The sequence below is a fragment of the Bdellovibrionales bacterium genome (assembly GCA_016714165.1).
GTDB lineage: Bacteria > Bdellovibrionota > Bdellovibrionia > Bdellovibrionales > UBA1609 > JADJVA01.
In genome coordinates, this window is record JADJNU010000001.1 from 1255183 (window position 1) to 1276961 (window position 21779).

Consider the following 21779-nt stretch of genomic DNA (forward strand, 5'->3'; position numbering starts at 1 on the left):
TGCAGATGAAATACAGAAAGTTTGAGTCACCAACAAACGGGGCTTCCTCTAAAGCGAACACAAATTTGCGTTCGCTTTTTCCTATGATTCAACCCTACAGAACCTCACGCCTCAAGGTTTCTGAAGTTCATGAAATCTATTACGAAGAGGTTGGCAACCCAGATGGACAGCCCATTCTTTTTCTCCACGGAGGACCAGGCGGCGGTATCGCACCGGTTTACCGACAGTTTTTTGATCCGAAGATATTTAGAGTTGTCCTTATTGATCAACGCGGAGCTGGCAAGAGTCTCCCGCATGCCGAGATCAGAGAGAACACCACTTGGGATTTGGTCGATGATATCGAAAAAGTGAGAAAGATTTTAAGCATAGATCGATGGCTCGTTTTTGGCGGGAGCTGGGGAAGCACCCTTTCTCTCGCCTACGCAGAAACACACCCAGACAGGGTCAGAGGTCTTATTCTTCGCGGTATTTTCCTTTGCCGACCAAAGGAAATTGAATGGTTTTATCAGAAGGGCGCCGACTCGATTTTTCCAGATGCATGGGAAAAATATTTGGCACCCATATCCCAAGATGAGCGCCACAATCTCGTTTCGGCCTATTACCGAAGATTGACCGATGAAAACAAAGAGGTTCGACTTCAAGCTGCGAGAGCCTGGAGTATTTGGGAAGCTTCCACTTCTTTTTTATATCAAGACCAGGAAGTCATTGGAACGTTCAGCGAACCTGAGTTTGCCACTGCCTTCGCCAGAATCGAATGCCACTATTTTGTTAATAATGCTTTTTTAAAATCAGACAATTGGCTTCTTGAAAACATTGGAAGAATTCGCCAGATACCTTGTGAAATTGTGCAGGGGCGCTATGACATAGTTTGCCCGATGACGAGCGCTTGGGAATTGAGTCGCGCTTGGCCCGAGGCCAAGTTGCACATTATTCCCGACGCAGGCCACTCGGCCATGGAAGAAGGAATACGGTCCCGCCTGATTGAGATTACAGAACGCATGGCACTGCTCAATCAATAGAATTATTCACTTCTGAGTGCTGTCTCCTATTGAGACAGTTGCATCTGAAGATTGCTGGACGATCTCGATTAGGGCTGTCTGTTTGTGTTGAATCTAAATTGTCAAACTCTGTGGCATCTGAACAGAATTGACGGATTGCAAACGGTTCTTTCCCATTGATTTTCACTCAGATAGACTCCTCCCGGCATGCCGATTGCTCCTTTTAGATGGATATGATCGAAAGACTTCCACGCCCTATCGGATTACATAGGATTTTCATCATTTTCGTCTTGATCTTTATTTCATTGTCTTGCGCAAAATACGATTTTGCTTCCAAAACCAGCAATACAAGTCAGGACTCTAACTTACCGCCTGATGACGATGAGGATCCTCCTCCAAAACCCAGCACCCCCCCACCACAAGATGCAGGAATTGACCCTTCGAACGGGAGCGGAGGATCGCTACGACCCGGAAGCTCATTGACGACAAGTGGAGGCGCAACTATCTATCTCCCCACCAGTTATGTCGGCTCCAAAGCCTCTCCCGTCATCATACTTTTTAATATGGACGTATCCCAGTGGAAGACAATTGCGGACAGAGATCGGATCGCAGTCGTGGACACGAACTCCTACAATGATGTCAATTTGATTTTTGATCGTATTGATGAAAGCCAAAAAATTCTTGAAAGCAGCTACAATGTGGATCGAGCTCGAACCTATTTCGCCGGCTGGTCTGCAGGTGGTAATATCTCAATTATCTATGGCTCCGATCCAAAAAATGCAAATTCCTTGGCTGGAATAATGGTATTCCCGGGATCAGGCGGTTACTATGCTCGCAATAACTTTAATGCTGCCTCCCAACAGGGCAAACGGGCCGTACCGATCTACTATGCAGTCGGAGATCGAGACACTTCCACTGGATATTATCCCGGAGTTCTTGATGAAGCTGAAATCCTCTCCTCAATTACAGGCTACAAAAATCGGATTAAGACAAAAATCTGGCCTGGCGTCGGCCACGCTTTAAAAAATCAAGCCAACGAGGAAGCTTGGCAATGGATCAAAGCATTTAACTCAAAATCCAACTGAACTGAATAGAGCGGAACGAGACCTTTCGTCCTTGTTCTCCCCCCGGCAATCTCGCACAGTCCTTTGTCTGGAACTCAATTCGCCCGAGCGGTTTCTGCATCAGGTTTTCGCTACAATCCGATACAATGAAAGAAGTATGTCAAAAACAAGAATTAAGAACAGACTGGCCTGTGTTTCGATTGCCTCAGCTTTCTTCGCATTTCTTTTGGCTCTGGCCGGATCCCTCAGTTCCTGCGCTGCAAAAAAGGGAAGTCACTGGTTTGGATCCCTTGGTCTTGGTCAAGATCGCATTTATATCTCTGGAAGTTATGCCGCCACGAACAACTACGCCATTAGTGTCTATGACACCTCTGGAAAGTTCTTGGGAATTCTTGCTGATTACGGAATCAATACTGAATTCCCTCGCGGGCTCGCCTTTCTCGACCCCTTTCACCTCATGGTCAGCGTTGACGGAACTGATCGTCTCGATATTGTCGACATTTTTGGAAATGTTTCTGTTTTTGCGGCCAACGCACTTCTGACTGGAAACCTCTTTGACACCAAGATTGATTCACAAGGAAATATCTATGTTGCCGAAACCAGCACAATTGAGAGGTTTACAAATACAGGGGCCAGATACCCCGTCAGCGGCAACCCCTACATCAATACAACCACAGGATCTTGCGTTCTCAATACCATTCACGGAATGGTCATAACCTCCCAAGGTTATCTTGCAACTGTGAGCTCGGCAGGCACAAGCAATCTCTCGATTTTTGATATCTCAGGAGCGACGGCCACCTGTGTGACGAATGTGGCCTTCGGCCAAGCCCCCTTTGACCTCGATACCAATCCCGATGGGAATCTCTATGTTGTCACCCAGACCAACGATGCGATCTACCGCGTCAGCGAGAACGGAACCGGGGCGACACTGCTCTATGCTTACGGAGTCACCACTGTCAATCCGACGGCCATAGCCTCTTTGCCCAACGGGAATCTCTTGGTCGCTAATTCAGGTAACGATTCTATTGATCTCTTTACGTCTTCGGGAACACTCATTCAAGCCTCATTCATTCGCAACACATTTACCACAGACGTCGCTGATATTTTGGTGGTGAGGGGGCAATGACAAACAAGAAAGTCTCAGACCAACAGTCAAACTTCAACCACGGCCTGAGAAGGCAAAACAGCCCGGCTCTGTTCACTTCCTTTTTATGGCTCGTCATTATTTTTCTGCCCCTTAGAACCATGGGCGCTCAATCGAACACAGGGAATCTCCAGTTCGAGGGAGCCATAGGATCCCCAAACACCAGAATTGACAACCCTGACGGAACTTCCGCCTATTATGACGGCCTCGCGCTACAGGGTCGAATACTCCTACCTGTTTATTCCGCCTCTCTTTTTTCTAGCTATTTGACAGCCAACCTTCGCTATCTTGAACTCGAAAATACCTCGAACAATGCAACTCAGAAGGAGTTCTCCAATCAGTTAGGGCCAGGACTGGGCCTCCGATTTAATATTGGAAAAATATTTCTGGGGGCCGACTACTATCTTCTTGCGGATAGACACTATTCCTTCGGATCCATCTCTAAAGAAGTTCGCCAGGAATTCACTCCGACAAGCTTCTACTTAGGTTTCAGCATCCCACTTGGCGCCCTCTCCTTTGGAGCCGCGTATATCGTCTCCTCCGGTTCCATAGGAACAAAGGAGACAGAATTGACAGAGGCTTCTCCTTACAGTGATACACTTATTATGTTCCACCTCATTTGGAACTCAGGGCTCAGTTTCGGAAAATTTGCTAGTGACCTATTCAAACTTTAATTCAATCCACATGCTAAAAGAATCGACTTTCTCATCGTCTCGCTGAGTCTGCGCCTTTCCGACAAAGTTCCCAGTCTGCTTTGATTGAATTCCAAAAACAAACCCACCACATCTGAATTCGCCTGGTATTGTTCGCTGAGATCATTCAGAAAGCAGTCAGTGAATCCCCTGTAGGGAAGATTAAAATGAATTTTCCAATCAGGTAGCTGACGACTCAGATAAAACCTCAGTGACTCCGCGAGAAGTCGCTCCTTATCCGAAGCATGATGAAATAAAAGGCCCACATCGGTCGATCTTGTCTTTCCATTCAAGACAGGAACAAACGAATGAACCGCAAAGACACCAACTGGACCACGGTTCACCAATCGAGCCAAGTCTCGACTGGCATGCTCTCGATACGGGACATAGAATTCCGACAGGGCTTTCTCCTTCAAGGCCTCGGGCATTTTTTTCGACCAATAGGACCAAAGATTTTTCGAATGAACTGATCTATTGAGATCCAACAGCAATCGCGAATGCCTTCCACAATGCAACGGCCCCTTCAAGCCGAGAGAAAGAAGCTTCGCAAGATGCGGCGCTCCTGCATCCCAGCCCCTGTGTGATTCTAGAATTTCTTTTGCCTTTTTAGGAAAAAAGGGACGGGCCCATCCTGGCAGTGAAGGGGAAGCATGTTCGCATAGGAACAGAAATTGTCTCTTAGGCATCAAATCGAGTTCCTGTGCCTAAACACTTGGCCAATTTCTGGTAGGTCGGTCTCAAAGTGGCCGGAGACACCAGCGAACCTGTGGCTCGAACCATACGTTCAGCCAAAGTACCTGACCTTAGAATCTCACCCACACCTTTTAAAAAGACCGCTTCAGATTCCGAAACGCCAATCCTCCCCAACAATTCATGGTCCAATTCACGCGCACTCAAAATTTCGGCATCAATTCCAAATTGAGAAAGCCACCCCTGGGATCTGAATACAGTTCTACTCGCACTGGTCGCGGCCCTCTCCAAAAGATCCTTCAGCAGAAAACTATCAATCGCAGCCTGCTCCTGTTCACTTGTCCATGTCTGAGAAAGCAGCTGATTCACTAGGCTTCGAAAAAACCAAATGAGCGATAAATCTTGCTCTGGACACTCTTGAATGTCCATCAGACGCACTTCAAGGCAGCCATAATTAAACTTTGGGATTGCCGCTCGGGAATTGAGCCATTCATGTTGCAGAATCCCCTCTGGATCATAGGGAGAGATGGCTCGATACATGGGTTCAAGAATATGCTCCTTGTATTCATTGATAGAAGAAACATCGTCTGGAATCGCTTCCCCCATGATCTCCGGAATTCGAGTTTGATTATTCAGGTAAACATAGAGTCGGGTGTCAAAATCAGGTCCCCGTCGTCCTTCCCAGAAGGGCGAACTCGCAGAAAAGGCCGGAATAAGGGGCAAAATCAAGCGAACGGCCCGGTGCAATCTTCTAAATTCATCGCTTGTGGCAAAGGAAAAATTCATGTGCACACTTTGAAGATTCGTCCATCCATGTCCCGAACAACCGAAAACCTCATGGAATTTTTCGTAGATTTGACGATTCCCATGTGGCCAGAGGCGACTCTCCTTTTCCGGATTCATCCAAGGATGCATGGCTGACGGAAGCAGCTGACAGTTGAAGTGCCTCTGTAAGTGCTGATTGATCTTTTCAATTTCCCTATTAAAACTCGGAAGGAGTCGCCCAAACGGAAAAGTGGGATCCAGATTCTTGAGTTCCAAAACATGCAATGCCAGCTCATTTGACCAGCCTATATCGCGGCCCTCAACCTCATTTACGATGGAGCCGACCTCCAACTCAATGAGCTGATCCACAACAGGACGAATATCCAAACTCTCAATATCGACAACCATGTATTCGAGTTCGACCCCGAATCCTTCGCCCAAGCCCAATTCACTCATCGAGCCCTCGCCTCAAGACGATCACGAAACACAGACATTATCTTTGCATAAAGCTCACCCTTAAGAATTCTGTCTTCATAGCCCTCATCTATACTCGGGTTGTCATTCACTTCAATCACATAGTACTTACCATTAATTTCTTTGAGATCCACCCCGTATAAGCCATCTCCGATTAATCTTGTAGCCCGAAGTGCTGTTTCAATGAGTCCGGAAGGGGCCTTTTCGACTTCAAATGTTTCCGCTCCCCCTTCCTCAATACCCCGTTCGCCATTGGAATTGATAATCTGCCAGTGGCTTTGTGCCATAAAGTATTTGCACACATAAATGGCCTGGTGATTGATCACCCCCACTCTCCAGTCAAAATCTGTTGGCATAAATTCCTGACCTATGAGGAGGTCCGTATCTTTAAAAAACTCCTCTGCCTGAGCGATGAACTCTTCACTTGAGTTAACTTTTTTTACTCCCATCGAAAATGAACTGTCTGGGTCTTTCAAAATCAAAGGATATTTGAGACCTCTGATCTCCTCCATGTAACGAGTTGAACTGAAAACCCGTGTTTGAGGGGCCGCAATGTTGTTGTGTTTCAAAATCTCATGAAGAAAAACTTTGTTGCAACAGCGCAAAATACTTTGTGGATCGTCAATCACGACAAGTCCCTCTGCCTCGCCCCGACGAGCCATTCGATACGTGTGATGATCCACTGAAGTCGTCTCCCGAATAAACAATCCATCAAAAGTCATCAGTCGCGCAGCCTCATTTGGTTCGATGACCTCGGCCCAAATTTGGTACCGATCCGCAGCCTTAATAAACTTTTTAATGGCCTCCTCGTCAGAAGGGGGTAGTTTTTCTTTGGGATTCACCAGTATCGCCAAGTCATACTTATGGGATCTTGCTTTGAGAGTCTGATCTTTTCGACGATTCAAAAATTCCTGCATGACTTGAATCACGAACTCATGATGACTTTCAGGAATTTCACTGAATGGAATGGGTCTGACTGTTTTTAGTCTCCATAGATCTCCCTTCACCTTCTCAAAGTAAACTCGAATAAAGGGAGCGCGGAACAAAGCATAGATACTTCGCGATAGTCTCTCGTACCTAGATGAAAGATTTTTTCCAAAATAGATACTCAATTCAAACTCATCTGATTTGATCGCTTGAAGATTTTTTTGAATCAAATCTTCTAGCTCGTCACTCCCATGACGAATCATACCGGCTTGCTTGAGGTCCAATATCGTTGAAACACTTGGCAAAGGGCGGTGGCCCCGGGCCTGAGCCAGCAATGATACATAGTACCCAAAACTGCAATAGCTATAGCGCCGACAGAGATTATAGACACGATAGCGCTTGGAATCCTGATACTTCTGATCGGTCAGATAGTCCTTGGCACTCACGAGATCAAAGTCGGCCTTTCCTATTTTCCAGTCAGCCACATTGTTCACTACGACGAGATTCTTCATATAAAAAACTATTTTTTACTAATTAGTATAAGATTGGCATCATAGGTGATCACGCCGATCAAAATGGCGCTGATCAAATCAAGAGTATCCACGTCATAATGTTGACCTTCGGCAACAGGATTGTGTTCGTGGGGATCCGCAATGGAAACTCTGGACAGGTCACTGGCCATTCCAGAAATGATCACGAAATGCCCCTGAGGGTCTCCCTTCACGTCATCGTAGGCGCATTCAGCCCCGACCTCCCGCGCAGATTTATAGAGATAGGTCGCACTCAGCCCCGTCAAAATAGGCTGGCCTCGTGCTAGAAATCGATGAAGAAAAGAGGGTGATAAGGGCTCAAACTGAATTTTTCCGCCTTTGCGCAAAAACTCTTGAAAATGGCGGGAAACTTGAACGATCTTGCGATTGCTCTTCTTTGCGAGGATTTGGGCTTCTAGTTTGGCTATTTGATCGACATTATTCAAGCCAAACCATGTTGGGTCAAAGACGCGCAAATTATGGGAGTAGATTGTCACTTCATAACCCTTGGCCAGGGCATGAGAACCCAACTGAACTCCAAGCGTTCCTCCCCCCTCCAACTCAGGGATCTCACTGATCACTTGGCTCAGGCTGACCCGATCCTTGTAATACGCATATATGGATTGAAGGCAGGTGGGGCCACAGGTGGAAATAGTAGGTTGTGACTTGATTCGAATATCTAAATGATGGATTCCAGGCAACCTGACAGCCTCCCTAAAACCACAGTCTAAATCCCATGGGCAATAATGACAATGAACATTCGCAATACCACCCTGTCCAGTCATCAGTCACTTTTCTTTATATTTACATTGCGCGCAGGGGATGGCACAACTCAAGCCAACTAATTCTAACACCGCGTTAAATCTGATTCTCCAAAATTGCCTAACATATCAGCAAAGCTTGAGGACAAGCTAGCTTGGAACCAGCCTCTTGAAATTCTGGGCTGTCCCAGTCCATTGGATTTCGGCACTCAATGAGAAAAATAATTGCTCAAATTTTGTGAGAACTCTCGACACTGGAATTTGGTCGACACATCAGAGCAACTTGGCTTGCTCACGTCAAAAACAATAAAGCCTATTTTTAAATAGTTAGACCTAGGTATTGCCCACAGACCCGAATAAATGCTCAGGCATCGGTTTTGCTGAGTACACGGTAGGATCTTACAATGAGGGAGTTCGTTTATGAACAAGCGACGGGTCTATGTATTATCGGTTCTCGCCTTATGCCATATGATAATGGCCTGTTCGGACGTGAATTTTACTCCAGAAACAGCGGGAGGTGCTCAGTCCTTGACTGCCGATGATCCAGATGTTCCAGATAATCCCAGCATACCTCCCGTAGATAACCCCCGCGTGAAAGATGTTTTCTTTCAACGCGCCAGTGATAACCAAGTCGACATTCTTGTTGTCATTGATAATTCTCCATCTATGTTTGAGGAACAGCAAAAAATTGGAGAAACGATATCCTCCTTTTTTAATCAACTTGGAGATGTTGACTGGCAAGTAGGAATGACCACCACTGATATCAGTGGTGGAAACTTTTCCAGCAATGGAGATCTCATGAAGTTTGAAGGGACAAACACCAACCTTCTGACAAGAACTGTACCCGATTACAAGCGGGCATTCTTAAATACTATCACCAGAAAAGAGTCCGATTGCTATTCCAACTGTGCTTCCAGCAATGAACAGCCTCTTCGTGCCTCTATGATGGCAATGGACAAGCGCGACACACAAAATCAGGGATTTTTTCGAGCAGGTGCGGATTTGGCACTCGTGATCATATCTGACGAAGACGAGATGAGCACAGGTCCCTCGGGAGCCACAACTCCTGATAATGTTATATCTCATTTTGGTAGTATTTGGGGGAACTCCAAAAATTTTGCAGCCTTCGGGATTGTGATTGTTCCGGGTGACACAAATTGCTTTTCAAGAAATACCGCTGGCGGTGGGAATTATGGCGATTTCGTGTCCGAACTTGCAGGAAGAACTGGTGGATTAATCGGCAGCATTTGTGATTCTGATTTCGGCCCCACCCTTTCAAAGATTGGCAAGAAGGTGTCAAACCTTCTGACCTCTTTCGAATTGAGCGAAGAACCATTGGAAGGCAGCATTCTTCTCACATTCATTCCACAGCAGAGTTTAGAATGGCATTCCGAAGCGAAGAGAATTGTCTTTAAGACTGCACCTAGCCAGGGAACTAAAATTGAAGTGAGTTACTTGAAGAAGAATAATTAAAGGGCAGATTACAAAATTCCTTAATCGAATTCCCACCCGAGGCGAGCTTCAAGGTTCGAGAATAAAAAGGATTGAGTCCCATCAACAGTGGAGCTCCGGCTCCCGGTGGATTGGAAATACCTGTCAGTGAATCCCGTAAAATCGTATTTTTGATATTGACCATACCAGAATATTCCGAACCGCCAGGCTTCCATCCAATGATAGACGAGGCCAAGAGAACCGTCGAAAGCAAGATCAGGTCGCACCTTGAGATCATTGCGAGAGGAAAAAGGATGCTGATATCGTAGAAAGGTTTCAACCGTCCACTCCCGACCGAAATGAAGCCGCCATATTCCGCCGATGGCACCCATAAAAAAGGCATTTGATTCGATGGAAGCAATATCTGATTCGGTCGTACTGGAACGAGATAAAAACGGAGCCTGGTGGTACTGAAGGCCCATTTGCAGGCCCACTTCAGAAGCAAATTTCTTATACGTCCTGCGCCACTGAGGGTCAACGTAGGTAAAATCTCCGGATAAGCAAGTCCAAGCGTAGGACCCCTCAGATATTTGGACGGCCGCTGAAGAAATGGTTTCTCCTGGCCATCGGTTGAAAGCTGTTTGAAAAGCCCACTCACTATTGAGCCTTCGAACGAATTTAGCATATATCGTCGGACCATCAATGCTTTCAAGTGTCAAGTTTGAAGGAATATCCTCGCTTTCTTGATTGTATCTGAGAAAATTCATTCCAATTCCTCCCCAAACTTCCTTTTTACTCAAAAAGTGGGGTGAATCTTGATGAGATGCCAAAATACCTGGACTCAAAGAGTCACTTCCCGCAGCATTTGATGGCGGTGCGATGTTAATTTGATAGAGCTTGCTCTCCGCAACTGAAAACTTCACTTCAATTGGAAGCTGCACAATACCAAGGGGCATTTCCAGATTCAGAAAAAAGTTTCCATTTTTGTCTGCTGTAACCGATTTTTCGGACGTGATCTCATTAGAGCCAATCACCTCAATATTTTCTGCGCCTGTTAAAATCGAAATTTCATCCGATGCGATCTCTATTTGTGTACCAGGACTGGCCTTTCCTGAAAGCACAGCTCGAAACTGATAAGGCCTATTCGAGGACTCAATTTTGGGCTTGTGCCAACGAATATACGATTGTGAGATATTCTGAGCTTGACTCAAAGAGCCAACGGAAAAATGAAAAAATAGAATGATAATGAACCGTAGCGACATCATGAAACCTTAGACCTCGATACGATAAAATACGTGATATCATCGTTTAAGACCGAATCCCCCCGAAAGCTCATCAATTCATTTTCAATATGCCCTACTGTATCCATCAAACTGATTTTCTTATTGCTACAATTAACAAGACATTTGATAAACGGGCGTTCTCCCCATTTCTCTCCAGTCTTGTTGGTGAGTTCGGTCACACCGTCAGTGAATAGTACAATTCGATCGTCAACTTCCAGCACAAGCTCGGCGGCTTCATAACGACCATCCCGACTTTGTCCCAATCGAGGTCCATTTACGCGATTGAGACTCCCGATATCGTTCTTGGTCAATCCCTCCTTGTTCGGCAAGAGAAAAGGCGGGTCATGACTGGCCCGAGAATATGTCAATAGCCCCGTTCGATGGTCATAAATGCCGAGAAAGAACGTCATCATGACGAGACCATTTGCCGTATCGTAAATGGCCTGGTTAAAGAGAGACATCATCTCTCCGAGAGAGAGATCTGGAAATCTTTCAATGACGCTCGCAGCACTTCTTGCAGCTGAAGTAATGAGTGCAGCTGCTACCCCATGGCCGGTGGCATCGCCAATGCAAAACAAAGTCCGATGACCCATACGAGTGTAATACCACCAATCGCCGGAGCATTCATTTGCCGGCCTGTAGAAACCTCTTATTTCAAGACCGCGGTCAACCAAGTGATCTTTTGGAAACAGCGTGGCTTGCACAAGCTGGGCTGTTTTCAATTCTCCCTCCATCCTCACCTTTTCTGCCGTCTCCATCATCAATCTCTCAATTTCCTTAGCCATACTATTAAAACCAAGCGACAGAGCTCCTACTTCGTCATTTCCCGTAATGTCGACAGACACTGCAAAGTTTCCGTTTCCGATTTCGCGTGTGGCACCTAACAATTTTTTCAGCGAAGAAGTGAGGGACAAGCTGGCAAGTACGCTGAGACAGACGGTCACACAAAACAAAAATGCCAAAAAAATGACTGACTTTAACATGATCGCCTTTACCGAATCGAGTGCGGCAGATTCACTTACTATCGATACAACGACGAGATTACCCAGACCAACACTTACCGTCGATACCAAGAGTTTTTCTCCCTTGGAGGTTTGATGTCGAAAAACCCCTTCAGGCGATTTCATCTTTTTGAGTACCACATGAATTGATTCGAGAATCTCACCTGAACTCAAATTGTAGGTTTTGACGGACGGAGACATGACCAACGAACCCGTCTGAGACACCAAATAGGTGTCCTGTATCTGGGCTGCTTCAAAAAGCCCTAGAAAATGACTGGAGTTCAGCCATGAAATCACTGCCAAGGACTCCTCTCCTTTTCCAAAGCGCAGCCCTAGGAGCCATTTTGATTTACCGGGCATTTGGGAAACCGCAATTTCATTTTCAAAAACTGAGGAGCTGAGGATCTTGCTCGCCGCTTTTATTTTCTCGAATTCATCGACCTCAACGGAGTTGTTTTTGAGAAAGGATTCTATTTGGAATTGACCAAGGCTGTCCTTTCGAGAAAGAACCAAAATGGCATCGAATTGATTTTCCTTTTGGTAATTGGATTCAGAAAGTCGATTGAAACCATTTTTATGAGGATCAAATCCACTCATCAAAAACTTTACTCTATCGGAGAGAAAATTCATTTCTGCTCTGATTTGCAGGGCCGCTGACCTTGAGTAAGCCAGATTTGAATCCAAGACATAAGCTATCTTGTCTCTCTCAAATTCCCTCAGAACTGTGAGTCCATAAGCGACGAGCATTGCTCCAGTGAGAGCCACCAAGAGTAAGGTGAGCTTATATTTGAGCGACAGGTCTCTCAGCCATTTCATTAAAATTTATCGGCAAATCGGAGCGCATTCTCCTGGTCCAGATCTGGCTAATTGATTAAATGCACAGATGAAAAATGACGATTCATGAGAATTCCTTCACAGTGAAAGGATGGTTTCTTTGCGACTAGACCCAAAATTCAATTTCTTAGATCGCATGGCAATTTGGGGAGGGCTTTTTGGTGCCATCCTCACTGGAATGCTCCTGTGGCAGGGAGATTATATTGTGCGCTATTTCCTGATGAAAAATCATGACCAAGTTGAAATCGGCAGGATTTTGAAATTGAAAGGTGATGTGAGGCGAAGACTGGACCAAAGCCTCAATTGGTATCCAACAAACCAAAGTGAATGGCTCTTCGACGGAGATAAAATCTTTACTGGTCCAAATTCAGACATTGAAATAAAAATTGGTTCGACTTCGGTTCTAAATCTAGAATCAAACAGCCTCGTCACCTTGCGCACTCAAGGCAATGAGTTGCTTCTCGATCTAAAATTGGGTTCCCTGTCAACTTCGTCCCATTCCAAGCAAACGATTCGACTACTACACAAAAATGAAGTCACAATAATTCGGACCACCGACACCTCTTCTGAGATTCACATCGAAAAATCAAAGGACGGAGATTTGAGTATAATCAGCAATACACAAGAAGGAGAGATCGAAGTCGAAGTGGCGGGACAGAAGTCTCGTCTAAAGAGTTTTCAATCCCTAAAAATTGAAAAGGAGGAGGATAGATCTACATTCGACCCTAGCCAGCCTACCGAAGTTGTTTCGACGACCCCACTCTCTGCTCGGTGGGCGAGGGACGTCGATTCAAATAATCCTTCTAAAAATTCTGACTCCATCCAAAAAATTACTCTGAGATTCAATTCTCATATCGATTTTCGAAAACCCGCGAGCGTTCAGAGCGGTATTGTTGAATATCCAAAGTTATCTTGGGAGCCTCTTTTCGGAGTTACCAATTATGTTTTGGAATTGAGCACCAATCGAGAATTCTCAGATCCCCTCCAAATCGCCCAAGCTCTGAAAGATCACGAATTCATTTGGACAAAAGTGAGACCTGGGCACTACTTCTGGCGGGTCAAAGCGCTGGGTTCTAACGAAAGTATTTTAGATACCAGTCCAATTAAGGAGCTCATCGTACAGCTTTCTCCACCTGAGCTAGATCCTATCAAATTAAGTGACGAGAGCACTGATCTCATCTCAAAATTAAATCAGGAAAAAAATATCCCTATTAGCTGGGCCAAAACTCCCATGGCAAGTGGCTATCGCATTATCTTGGGTGAAAGAAGCATATTAACCAGAAGAAGCGATTTCTTTCTGCCCCTGCCCCCAAATCAAGAACGGGAAGTTAAAATAGCTGCTGTCGATGAAAGCGGAACTGTTATCAGTGATTTTTCGACGAAACGTCTCTATTACCGGCGCAGTCTTCTCTTAAAGCCCCCTGTGCTTCTGCGACCTGCACCTGGAACAATTCTGCTCTCCTTTGACCCACAGCAAGCAACTCCTCTTCTCTTTTCCTGGAAGAAAGTTCCACAAGTAGAAGAATACGAGATTCAGATGGCCCGAGATCCACTGTTTGAGAAGATCATCTTTACCACAAAGACAATGACAAACAGGCTGATTTTCAACGGCATCCTGTCTGAAAGTGAAACCTATTGGCGCATAAGATCTCTGTTTGAAGCAAATGTCTCAAACTGGTCTGAAACGAACAGTTTTCAGGTTCAAGGATCGCTCTCAGAAGGCATTTAGAGTCAATCTAAAATCAGAATTGGATATGGAAATCTCAATAGGATTCAATTTATTCAAGAAAACTTCACCGTGTTTACGTCTTCTCCAAAATGGTCTTTGGTCCGATAAATTAATATGTTTAGAGTTTGGATCGCCTTCTTTTTATTTCCACTCTTTGTTTTCGGCTGCAGCGCCAACAAAGAAATTGCAGGCTTTTTGGGTGACGCCGCGCCAACGACCGAGCCGACAACCGGGCCGACTCCCGTGATTTTGGGAAACTTTGCAATTACAGGAGTCTCCGGCGGAACTGATGTGACAAAAGATGCTTGGCTCAATGGCAACAGTGCCAATCCTTCCATCTCTTGGACTACTTCCTCAAACGCCTCGTCGTATGACATCACCGTTTATGAATACGATGGCAGCACGACCAAATGTAGCTTGGTCAGCGTTTCGACTCTAAATAATGACTTTACCTCCTGCGGTCTGACAGACCAAACTTCCTACAAAATAAAAGTCACAGCCAAGACGTCAGGAGCTTCAATAAAGCAAGCAGATAATAATTTCTATATCTTCACATATTATTCTTTACCGGCAGGAGATAATAGCGTCTTTTCTCCTGCGACAGTTCCCGGAAATATCGAGGCAACATTTGATACAGCCTCGGTTGAATTGGGAATGAAGTTTCGGTCAGATATCGATGGCTATATTCTTGGTGTGAGATTTTACAAAGGAATAAATAACACTGGAGTTCACAGCGGCACTCTCTGGAATAGCACAGGAACTGCGCTCGCCACTGTGACCTTCACGGGAGAATCCGGCTCGGGTTGGCAACAGCAGCTATTCTCCAGTCCTGTGGCTATTTCAGCTAATACGACCTATGTCATCTCCTATCATGCCCCTGTTGGTCTATATTCTTATGACCTCAACTACTTTACTTCTGATGTCGCAAATTCTCCCTTGCGGGGGCTCGCAGATGGATTCGATGGAGACAATGGACTCTTTTTCTACGATCCCTCTCCGGTTTTTCCGACCAACACTTTCAATAAAGGCAATTACTATGTCGATGTTGTTTTCGGTCTGCCTTTCAACGCAGCTCCACTGCCTTTTTCGATCACCGGAATCACGGGAGGCACTGACCTTGTTCCTGACGATCAACATCAAGACGCAGTCGCAGGCCCAATCTTGAACTGGGCTGATACCTTGGGTGAGACTTCCTACGACGTCGCTATTTTTGCTGACGATGGAACAACCGTGATCTGTGCCACGGTGAATGTTGCTGCGGATGCCACTCAATATAATTTTGATTCTTGCAGTCTGCCTCGAAATACCTACTACAAAGCCAAAGTTCTGGCGATTGATGCGGCTGGAGCCACCAAAATGGCGACCAATGGTTTGTATCGATTCTTCGCGCCACCCTGAGACTCTTTCCCACCAGGTATTGGAAAATATGAACCAGTCGCGGTCTTGCAGGATCAATGATCAACGACATATGGATCAATGCTCTGCGAGTTGAAATTCATTTGAATTTCGGTGTAGTGTCCCCCACTCAATTTTATGTTCTCAATAAAAAGGGGGTAGACCATGGACAAAGCCTATAAACTCGTTTTACTTCGTCACGGTGAAAGCACTTGGAACAGCGAAAACCGTTTTACGGGATGGACCGACGTAGACCTCTCTGAAAAAGGTCGGGTTGAAGCCAAACAGGCTGGCCAGCTTCTCAAGAGCGAAAAATATGAGTTTGATTTTGTATTCACTTCAGTTCTGAAGAGAGCCATTCGCACTCTATGGACCGTGCTCGATGACACCGATCAAATGTGGCTCCCCGTTGTCAAGAGTTGGCGTCTGAATGAGCGTCACTACGGCAGCCTACAAGGACTCAATGTGGATCCCTACGCCTGACCCAAGGACAATAAAATGGTGACCAATGGTTTGTATCAATTCTTTGCTCCACCCTGGCCCCAGGTATGAGAAAATGGGAATTGGTATGGCGTCCTGATCTGGTCAGGTTCAATCCCGAAAACTGAAAGCCAGGAACTTAAACACAAAATTTGGGAACTTAATTCTCAATCAGCGAACGGACACAATCAATCACTCAATTCAAAATGAACCCTACTGGCCATGGACCAAACAATTTTGCGGACATGGTTGATCAAGTCTTGATCGATTTCTAGGTTTGGCACTTCGCTTCTTGCAGCCGCGTTCAAAGAAAGTTTATCCAAAGCCATTTTTAGCTCTGCTATCTTTAGTAGCAAATCCCGTGTGATTTCTCGCAGTGCTGGATGACCTTGCAGAATAGCTAATTTTTCCTCAAAGGCTCTCGCATACTTATACATCTGGTTTATTTTGTAAAAATTGAAACCTGACATCTCAATGATCTGCAATTGAGGTGGGAATGTCGAAACCGCGTACGTATAAAGTTCCTCCGCGCTGACGTCCCTGAATCTAATTCTTAAAATAGGATACCTATCAAGGGTCTTCAGAGATAAATGCGACAATTCATGTTCAATAATGGGAGATCGCCCATACGTCTCCAAATCCTGTATAGCACTCCTTCCAACAACTATCCTATAGCGATCACCAGAAAGACTCTCAATGTATCCGCCTTGGCTTTGCGAGTCTAGGTTTGAATTGACTTCAATGCGAGTATCTCGATCCTTCTTGATGGTCTCGTAAGCTGGGTCGGTGGGGCCTTTCAAGGTATCAAGAACATTTTGAACAGACCATGTCGCCCTTACCATACCTGTATCAAATGAAATCCCAGGAACACTTTCGATAATTGATACAGATTGACGGCATCCAGCTGCATCTGCCCCAGATGGACCCTGAAATGCAGCAACATTTAAAATAAAAAAAGACATGATCTTGCGGGCCATCATGTTAATATCCAGTGCAAACCAAGCGCCATTAGCCAGTCCTCGTTTTTATTGCCAAAACCATCAATACTTGTCCAAGCTTCGGTTCAAAACTGACAATTAATGGCCCACCCGCTCTACTCAAAAGTTAGAGAGCCCCAGAATCAATGCTCTGCGAGTTGAACTGTATACTATTTTAGGTGTACTGTTCCGCGCTCCAAAATATATATTCTCGATAAGGGGAGGTAAACCATGGACACCACCTGTAAACTCGTTTTGCTTCGTCACGGTGAAAGCACTTGGAACAGCGAAAACCGCTTTACGGGATGGACCGACGTAGACCTCTCCGAAAAAGGTCGGGTTGAGGCCAAACAAGCTGGACAGCTTCTCAAGAGCCAAAAATATGAGTTCGATTTTGTATTCACCTCAGTGCTGAAGAGAGCGATTCGCACTCTATGGACCGTGCTAGATGAAACCGATCAAATGTGGCTCCCCGTTGTCAAGAGTTGGCGTCTGAATGAACGTCACTACGGCAGCCTCCAGGGACTCAATAAGATCGAAACGACCGAAAAATATGGAGAGAATCAAGTTTTTACTTGGAGAAGGAGCTTTGATATCCCTCCCGATGCCTTGGTTCCCTCGGACCCCAGACACCCCTCTCAAGATCGCCGATACAAAGACGTTGATCAAAAGGATTTACCGGCCACAGAAGCTCTCAAAAACTGCCAAGACAGGGTCCTGCCTTTTTGGAATTCAGAAATCGCCCCAGCTATCAAAAGTGGGAAAAGAGTTCTCGTCGTGGCACACGGAAACAGCCTTCGAGCTCTGGTTAAACACCTCGACAAAGTCTCTGATGAGGCAATAGCCGATTTGAATATTCCAACGGGCATTCCCCTTGTTTACGAGCTAGACAAAGGTCTTAAGCCACTGAGGCACTATTACCTCGGAGATCCCGAAGCAGCCGAAAAGGCCGCCAAAGCCGTTGCCAATCAGTTCAAAAATAAAAAATGCGGAGTGTACGTGTCAAATCGGGTGGCGTAGGTGTCTTTGGGCGGGTGGAGCCGTACGCCCCTGACCCAAAGACAAAATGGTGACCAAAATAGCGAAAGACACCAAAGTAAGCCAAAATACACCCGCCGCCCCCCAGTTTTCAATTTATTTGGCCAAGCGTCGTCGGCGCAGCACCAAAGATAAACTTTTTTTAAAGGAGGGGGTTGTCCCGATTTGGTGGGTCATGTTATTCCTCCTTCTGTAAGTAGAACGGCTTCTAAATGACAGTCCTGGCAATGGTTGCCTTGGTCCTCTTTAGTGGCGCACCCGGCATTAATGGAGGCTTTATGGGTAAAAAACTCTACGTTGGCAATCTTTCTTATTCAACAACTGACCAGGAGTTGGCTGATCTTTTTTCTCAGTGTGGAAATGTTGATTCTGCTCGTGTGATTATGGATCGTGATTCTGGTCGCAGCAAGGGTTTTGGGTTTGTCGAAATGTCTAGCGACAATGAAGCAAATTCGGCCATCGAGAAGCTGAATGGATCTGACTTCGGCGGACGCAATTTGACTGTTAACGAAGCTCGTCCTCAAGCTCTCCGCAGCGGCGGTGGTGGCGGCGGTGGCGGTTATGGAGGCGGCGGCGGACGCGGTGGACGCGGCGGCGGTGGTGGCGGTGGACGCTACTAAATCTTGACCAAATTGATTGTTTAATTCGTAAACCCCAGAGTCATCTGGGGTTTTTTATTCCAATTCATTCGAGATTTTTTTGTCTAGTTGGAAATTGAATCTATTCCAAGTGTCTTATCTGCACGAATTTGGAAATGCAGCTCCACTTTATCAGCAACACTTGCCAAAATACCCATGCCTAGCTTTGGGGGAGATATTCCGAGTTCGGTAAATTTCCTTGTGACCGATCCGTTTGCAATATGGATCTTATTTTTAGAATCCAAAGTGACGTTTGCTGACACGGGATATGAGGAGCCGCCAATATCCAAATTCCCGTCTAACAAAAAGACCTTTTTATCCAACAAGGCCTGCCACTCTGACTTGGAACGTCCTGAAGTTTTGAAGCTAATTTGCGGGAAACTCTCTGCCTTAAGAATTTTTTGAACGTCTTTATCTCGTTCGCTTTCACCCGATTCAAAGCCGCGGGCCTGAACCTGCATCTCGAAATGATACTTTTCGTCAACTTCAGGAACAATCTGCGTAGACACCTGGCAATTATATCCGACAACATTAACGCGATGTATCATCAGGATTTTCTTTTTTGTTTTATAGGCCACACAGTGGGAGGCGTCATCAAAAAGAGAATCATTTGCCAGCGCAAGTTCCGATCCAATACTAAGAGTGGATACTGTGGCCCAAATAAGCTGTACTTTGATCAGGATATCTAACACAGACTACTCCTCAGGATTTCTCAGCGCAATAATGGCTATTGGACATTTTTAGATTCAAGCTTTTTGCTATCCACTTTTTGTTGCGCTTCTATGTCGTGTTTACGTGACGCCATTGCAGCATCACAAATATCGATTTTTTCGCTGTACTCATCTTCACGCTTTTGCAAGATCTGTTTGTATTCCTGAAAACGCTTGATTCGATCTTTGATAAATTCCTCGGATACCGCGACAATTTTTTTCTTTTCATCAATGCCGACTTCATACTCAGCTTCTTTGTCGGACACGCGGTCCATGGGTTCGGTCCAAATTAATTTCCCATCGCCCCCATAGGCTTTTGAGGTCAGTTTTATTCTGCACTGTTTTAAAACCCCATAGAGTCCCTCTGAACCGAATTTTCGGTTTCCATAAACACGATCTTCGGTTTCAAAAACTTCGTTTTGCAAGCGACGCAGTTGACGACAAGGTTCCCATCTTTTACTCCAATTTGTTCCTCTCCGCCGACGGAGGAGTTATTCTCAATCTCCGTGTCAATTTTTCTTGCACGATTTGGGTTGCTTGCACAACCAAATACCAAACAACAGGAAGCGAGAGACAGGATAATAAAACGCAAATTCGTCATTGAATTCCCCTTCATATTTTTCCATTTATTCGAATTCCCCAGTCTCACATGGTACCCTAGCCTAAAAATACTGGGAAAGTTCTTTTTCCCTATAATACCAAGCATAATTTACTTGAGCTTTTTCTGTTTAAAGTTAATCTTGAAAGCGTGCCCAGGCACTAATTTTCTCATCATTTGCATTGAGAACAGCTACAGACACTGTGACGCCTGCCCCTACCCAGGCGGCTGGGGGTGATATTTGAGTCCTCTATCTCTAAGTCTACAAAACCAGAAGTTTTTTTTCCAAGCGGGAAAGACACTTGATCTCAATTTTCGTCAAGAACAACTTAAAAAAATGGAAAGAGTTCTGATTGCCAATGAAAACCGTCTGCTAAAATCTTTGCATCTCGATTTAAAGAAGTCCGAAACCGAAGCCTGGTCCTCGGAACTCGCAGTGATCCTGAAAGAACTCCGATTTGCCCAATCAAAATTACGATCTTGGGCTCGGCCTCGAAGAGTTGCCATCAGTCCGTTTCTTCAACCAGGGAGGGGATATGTCCATGCCGAACCCTATGGCCAGGTTCTTATCATGGCCCCCTGGAATTACCCCCTTCATCTTTTGTTGTTGCCTGCTGTCGGAGCTTTGGCCGCAGGAAATGTTTTGACTCTTAAACCGTCCGAACTGGCCCCACACACCTCGAAGATCATTCGTGAGATCATTCAGGAAAACTTTCCCAGCGAATACATTTTAGTCTTGGAGGGTGACTTGGATTTCAGTCAAAAACTCCTTGAGCACCCTTTCGACTATATATTCTTTACGGGAAGCTCGCGGGTCGGAAGAATGGTCATGTCTGCAGCCGCTCATCACCTCACTCCAGTTACTCTTGAATTAGGGGGAAAAAGTCCCTGTATAGTCGATGCCAACGCAAATCTTAAGGTCGCGGCGCGGCGAATAGCCTGGGGAAAGTTCTATAATGCAGGGCAAACTTGTATCGCTCCTGACTATCTTTTAATTCACAAAGATGTGAGACGCCCGTTTCTTCATCTACTCGCCGATTCAATTGAAGAGTTTTACACAGTTCGTCCAAAAGAAAGCCCAGATTACGGGAGAATCATAAACAAATCTCACTTAGATCGACTCCTTGCTTATCTCAAAGACGGCGAAGTGCTGCTGGGCGGAGAGTTTGACCAGGAATCGAATTATCTTGCACCGACGATCATCATCAATCCAAACCGAAACTCCCCTCTCATGCGAGAGGAAATCTTTGGTCCCATCCTGCCCTGTCTCGAATTCTCTCATATCCAAGAGGCTCTGGAACTGATCCAAACCTGTCCAAAACCACTCGCTCTGTATTTGTTTTCCAGAGACGTTTCTTTACAAAAAAAGATCTTTAGCCAAGTGCAGTTCGGCGGAGGCTGCATCAATGATTGCCTTGTTCAAGCACCATCGCCTTCACTTCCTTTTGGTGGGATAGGTCCCAGCGGCATTGGCCAGTATCACGGGAAATACACATTTGAAACCTTCTCTCATCTCAAAAGCGTGCTAAAGAAATCCACCTGGTTGGATTTCTCCCTTCGGTACCCACCCTATAAAGACAAGTTAAAGTGGTTTCGGTTTCTTCAGTGAATCCAAACAAA

General features: G+C 45.5%; 19 protein-coding genes and 1 pseudogene. 11 read left to right on the plus strand and 9 right to left on the minus strand.

Going from position 1 to position 21779, the window contains the following annotated elements; translation table 11 throughout:
- Window positions 1–5 precede the first annotated feature (5 nt).
- From pip to IPJ71_05630, 4 genes are all read left to right on the plus strand, one after another.
- Window positions 6–1019: a prolyl aminopeptidase gene (gene pip / locus IPJ71_05615; GenBank protein ID MBK7843162.1), complete on the plus strand. Its 1014-nt coding sequence runs from the start codon at window positions 6–8 to the stop codon at window positions 1017–1019.
- A 269-nt stretch (window positions 1020–1288) separates the two neighbouring features.
- Window positions 1289–2083 carry a dienelactone hydrolase family protein gene (locus IPJ71_05620; GenBank protein MBK7843163.1) on the plus strand — a complete coding sequence of 265 codons (795 nt, stop codon included), beginning with the start codon at window positions 1289–1291 and terminating at the stop codon, window positions 2081–2083.
- Window positions 2084–2219: 136 nt separating this feature from the next.
- A complete protein-coding gene (locus IPJ71_05625; protein ID MBK7843164.1) occupies window positions 2220–3188 on the plus strand; it encodes a hypothetical protein in 969 nt (322 codons plus the stop codon).
- Window positions 3185–3880 carry a hypothetical protein gene (locus tag IPJ71_05630; protein ID MBK7843165.1) on the plus strand — a complete coding sequence of 232 codons (696 nt, stop codon included), beginning with the start codon at window positions 3185–3187 and terminating at the stop codon, window positions 3878–3880. The genes IPJ71_05625 and IPJ71_05630 overlap by 4 nt, the downstream gene beginning before the upstream one ends.
- On the opposite strand, the gene IPJ71_05635 is transcribed toward IPJ71_05630, so the two are convergent.
- From IPJ71_05635 to IPJ71_05650, 4 genes are read right to left on the minus strand one after another with little or no spacing between them, the layout of a single operon-like run.
- Complete coding sequence (locus IPJ71_05635; GenBank protein MBK7843166.1) at window positions 3877–4584, minus strand: N-formylglutamate amidohydrolase; 708 nt, start codon at window positions 4582–4584, stop codon at window positions 3877–3879. The two genes, IPJ71_05630 and IPJ71_05635, sit on opposite strands and share 4 nt — an antisense overlap.
- Window positions 4577–5809 (minus strand): glutamate--cysteine ligase, encoded by a 1233-nt coding sequence (locus tag IPJ71_05640; protein ID MBK7843167.1) that lies wholly within the window; start codon window positions 5807–5809, stop codon window positions 4577–4579. The genes IPJ71_05635 and IPJ71_05640 overlap by 8 nt, the downstream gene beginning before the upstream one ends.
- Window positions 5806–7266, minus strand: a complete 1461-nt coding sequence (locus tag IPJ71_05645) for a RimK family protein (GenBank protein ID MBK7843168.1) — start codon at window positions 7264–7266, stop codon at window positions 5806–5808. Before IPJ71_05645 ends, IPJ71_05640 begins: the two co-directional genes overlap by 4 nt.
- Before the next feature lie 8 nt (window positions 7267–7274).
- Complete coding sequence (locus IPJ71_05650) at window positions 7275–7976, minus strand: peptidase-C39 like family protein (protein MBK7843169.1); 702 nt, start codon at window positions 7974–7976, stop codon at window positions 7275–7277.
- 489 nt (window positions 7977–8465) lie between these two features.
- Between IPJ71_05650 and IPJ71_05655 the strand changes: the two genes are divergently transcribed.
- Window positions 8466–9518, plus strand: a complete 1053-nt coding sequence (locus tag IPJ71_05655) for a hypothetical protein (GenBank protein ID MBK7843170.1) — start codon at window positions 8466–8468, stop codon at window positions 9516–9518.
- A 20-nt stretch (window positions 9519–9538) separates the two neighbouring features.
- Here IPJ71_05655 and IPJ71_05660 read toward each other — a convergent pair whose 3' ends face one another.
- On the minus strand, window positions 9539–10741 hold the full coding sequence (locus IPJ71_05660) for a hypothetical protein (GenBank protein ID MBK7843171.1): 1203 nt from the start codon (window positions 10739–10741) through the stop codon (window positions 9539–9541).
- Window positions 10738–12576 (minus strand): SpoIIE family protein phosphatase, encoded by a 1839-nt coding sequence (locus tag IPJ71_05665; protein MBK7843172.1) that lies wholly within the window; start codon window positions 12574–12576, stop codon window positions 10738–10740. Before IPJ71_05665 ends, IPJ71_05660 begins: the two co-directional genes overlap by 4 nt.
- 154 nt (window positions 12577–12730) lie before the next feature.
- Here IPJ71_05665 and IPJ71_05670 point away from each other — a divergent pair, with 154 nt between their 5' ends.
- The 3 genes and pseudogenes from IPJ71_05670 (at window position 12731) to IPJ71_05680 (ending at window position 16183) form a co-directional block, all read left to right on the plus strand.
- Window positions 12731–14323, plus strand: a complete 1593-nt coding sequence (locus IPJ71_05670) for a hypothetical protein (protein MBK7843173.1) — start codon at window positions 12731–12733, stop codon at window positions 14321–14323.
- 114 nt (window positions 14324–14437) lie between these two features.
- Window positions 14438–15721 carry a DUF4082 domain-containing protein gene (locus tag IPJ71_05675; GenBank protein MBK7843174.1) on the plus strand — a complete coding sequence of 428 codons (1284 nt, stop codon included), beginning with the start codon at window positions 14438–14440 and terminating at the stop codon, window positions 15719–15721.
- A 162-nt stretch (window positions 15722–15883) separates the two neighbouring features.
- A pseudogene (locus IPJ71_05680) lies at window positions 15884–16183 on the plus strand (2,3-bisphosphoglycerate-dependent phosphoglycerate mutase).
- 203 nt (window positions 16184–16386) lie between these two features.
- Here IPJ71_05680 and IPJ71_05685 read toward each other — a convergent pair.
- Window positions 16387–17178 (minus strand): hypothetical protein, encoded by a 792-nt coding sequence (locus IPJ71_05685; protein ID MBK7843175.1) that lies wholly within the window; start codon window positions 17176–17178, stop codon window positions 16387–16389.
- A 228-nt stretch (window positions 17179–17406) separates the two neighbouring features.
- Between IPJ71_05685 and gpmA the strand changes: the two genes are divergently transcribed.
- Window positions 17407–18195 carry a 2,3-diphosphoglycerate-dependent phosphoglycerate mutase gene (gpmA, locus tag IPJ71_05690; protein MBK7843176.1) on the plus strand — a complete coding sequence of 263 codons (789 nt, stop codon included), beginning with the start codon at window positions 17407–17409 and terminating at the stop codon, window positions 18193–18195.
- Between the two features lie 296 nt (window positions 18196–18491).
- Window positions 18492–18833 carry an RNA-binding protein gene (locus IPJ71_05695; protein MBK7843177.1) on the plus strand — a complete coding sequence of 114 codons (342 nt, stop codon included), beginning with the start codon at window positions 18492–18494 and terminating at the stop codon, window positions 18831–18833.
- An 83-nt stretch (window positions 18834–18916) separates the two neighbouring features.
- Here the strand turns inward: IPJ71_05695 and IPJ71_05700 are convergent, their stop codons facing one another.
- Window positions 18917–19543, minus strand: coding sequence for a YceI family protein (locus IPJ71_05700; GenBank protein ID MBK7843178.1), 627 nt, complete (start codon window positions 19541–19543; stop codon window positions 18917–18919).
- Between the two features lie 35 nt (window positions 19544–19578).
- Complete coding sequence (locus tag IPJ71_05705) at window positions 19579–19986, minus strand: hypothetical protein (GenBank protein MBK7843179.1); 408 nt, start codon at window positions 19984–19986, stop codon at window positions 19579–19581.
- Window positions 19987–20400: 414 nt separating this feature from the next.
- Here IPJ71_05705 and IPJ71_05710 point away from each other — a divergent pair, with 414 nt between their 5' ends.
- Window positions 20401–21768: an aldehyde dehydrogenase gene (locus IPJ71_05710; GenBank protein MBK7843180.1), complete on the plus strand. Its 1368-nt coding sequence runs from the start codon at window positions 20401–20403 to the stop codon at window positions 21766–21768.
- Window positions 21769–21779 lie beyond the last annotated feature (11 nt).

Coding starts and splice junctions, on each gene's coding strand:
- pip (MBK7843162.1), top strand. CDS start 6: ATGAAATACAGAAAGTTTGAGTCACCAACAAACGGGGCTTCCTCTAAA.
- IPJ71_05625 (MBK7843164.1), top strand. CDS start 2,220: ATGTCAAAAACAAGAATTAAGAACAGACTGGCCTGTGTTTCGATTGCC.
- IPJ71_05630 (MBK7843165.1), top strand. CDS start 3,185: ATGACAAACAAGAAAGTCTCAGACCAACAGTCAAACTTCAACCACGGC.
- IPJ71_05635 (MBK7843166.1), bottom strand. CDS start 4,584: ATGCCTAAGAGACAATTTCTGTTCCTATGCGAACATGCTTCCCCTTCA.
- IPJ71_05640 (MBK7843167.1), bottom strand. CDS start 5,809: ATGAGTGAATTGGGCTTGGGCGAAGGATTCGGGGTCGAACTCGAATAC.
- IPJ71_05645 (MBK7843168.1), bottom strand. CDS start 7,266: ATGAAGAATCTCGTCGTAGTGAACAATGTGGCTGACTGGAAAATAGGA.
- IPJ71_05655 (MBK7843170.1), top strand. CDS start 8,466: ATGAACAAGCGACGGGTCTATGTATTATCGGTTCTCGCCTTATGCCAT.
- IPJ71_05660 (MBK7843171.1), bottom strand. CDS start 10,741: ATGATGTCGCTACGGTTCATTATCATTCTATTTTTTCATTTTTCCGTT.
- IPJ71_05665 (MBK7843172.1), bottom strand. CDS start 12,576: ATGAAATGGCTGAGAGACCTGTCGCTCAAATATAAGCTCACCTTACTC.
- IPJ71_05670 (MBK7843173.1), top strand. CDS start 12,731: ATGGCAATTTGGGGAGGGCTTTTTGGTGCCATCCTCACTGGAATGCTC.
- IPJ71_05675 (MBK7843174.1), top strand. CDS start 14,438: ATGTTTAGAGTTTGGATCGCCTTCTTTTTATTTCCACTCTTTGTTTTC.
- IPJ71_05685 (MBK7843175.1), bottom strand. CDS start 17,178: ATGATGGCCCGCAAGATCATGTCTTTTTTTATTTTAAATGTTGCTGCA.
- gpmA (MBK7843176.1), top strand. CDS start 17,407: ATGGACACCACCTGTAAACTCGTTTTGCTTCGTCACGGTGAAAGCACT.
- IPJ71_05695 (MBK7843177.1), top strand. CDS start 18,492: ATGGGTAAAAAACTCTACGTTGGCAATCTTTCTTATTCAACAACTGAC.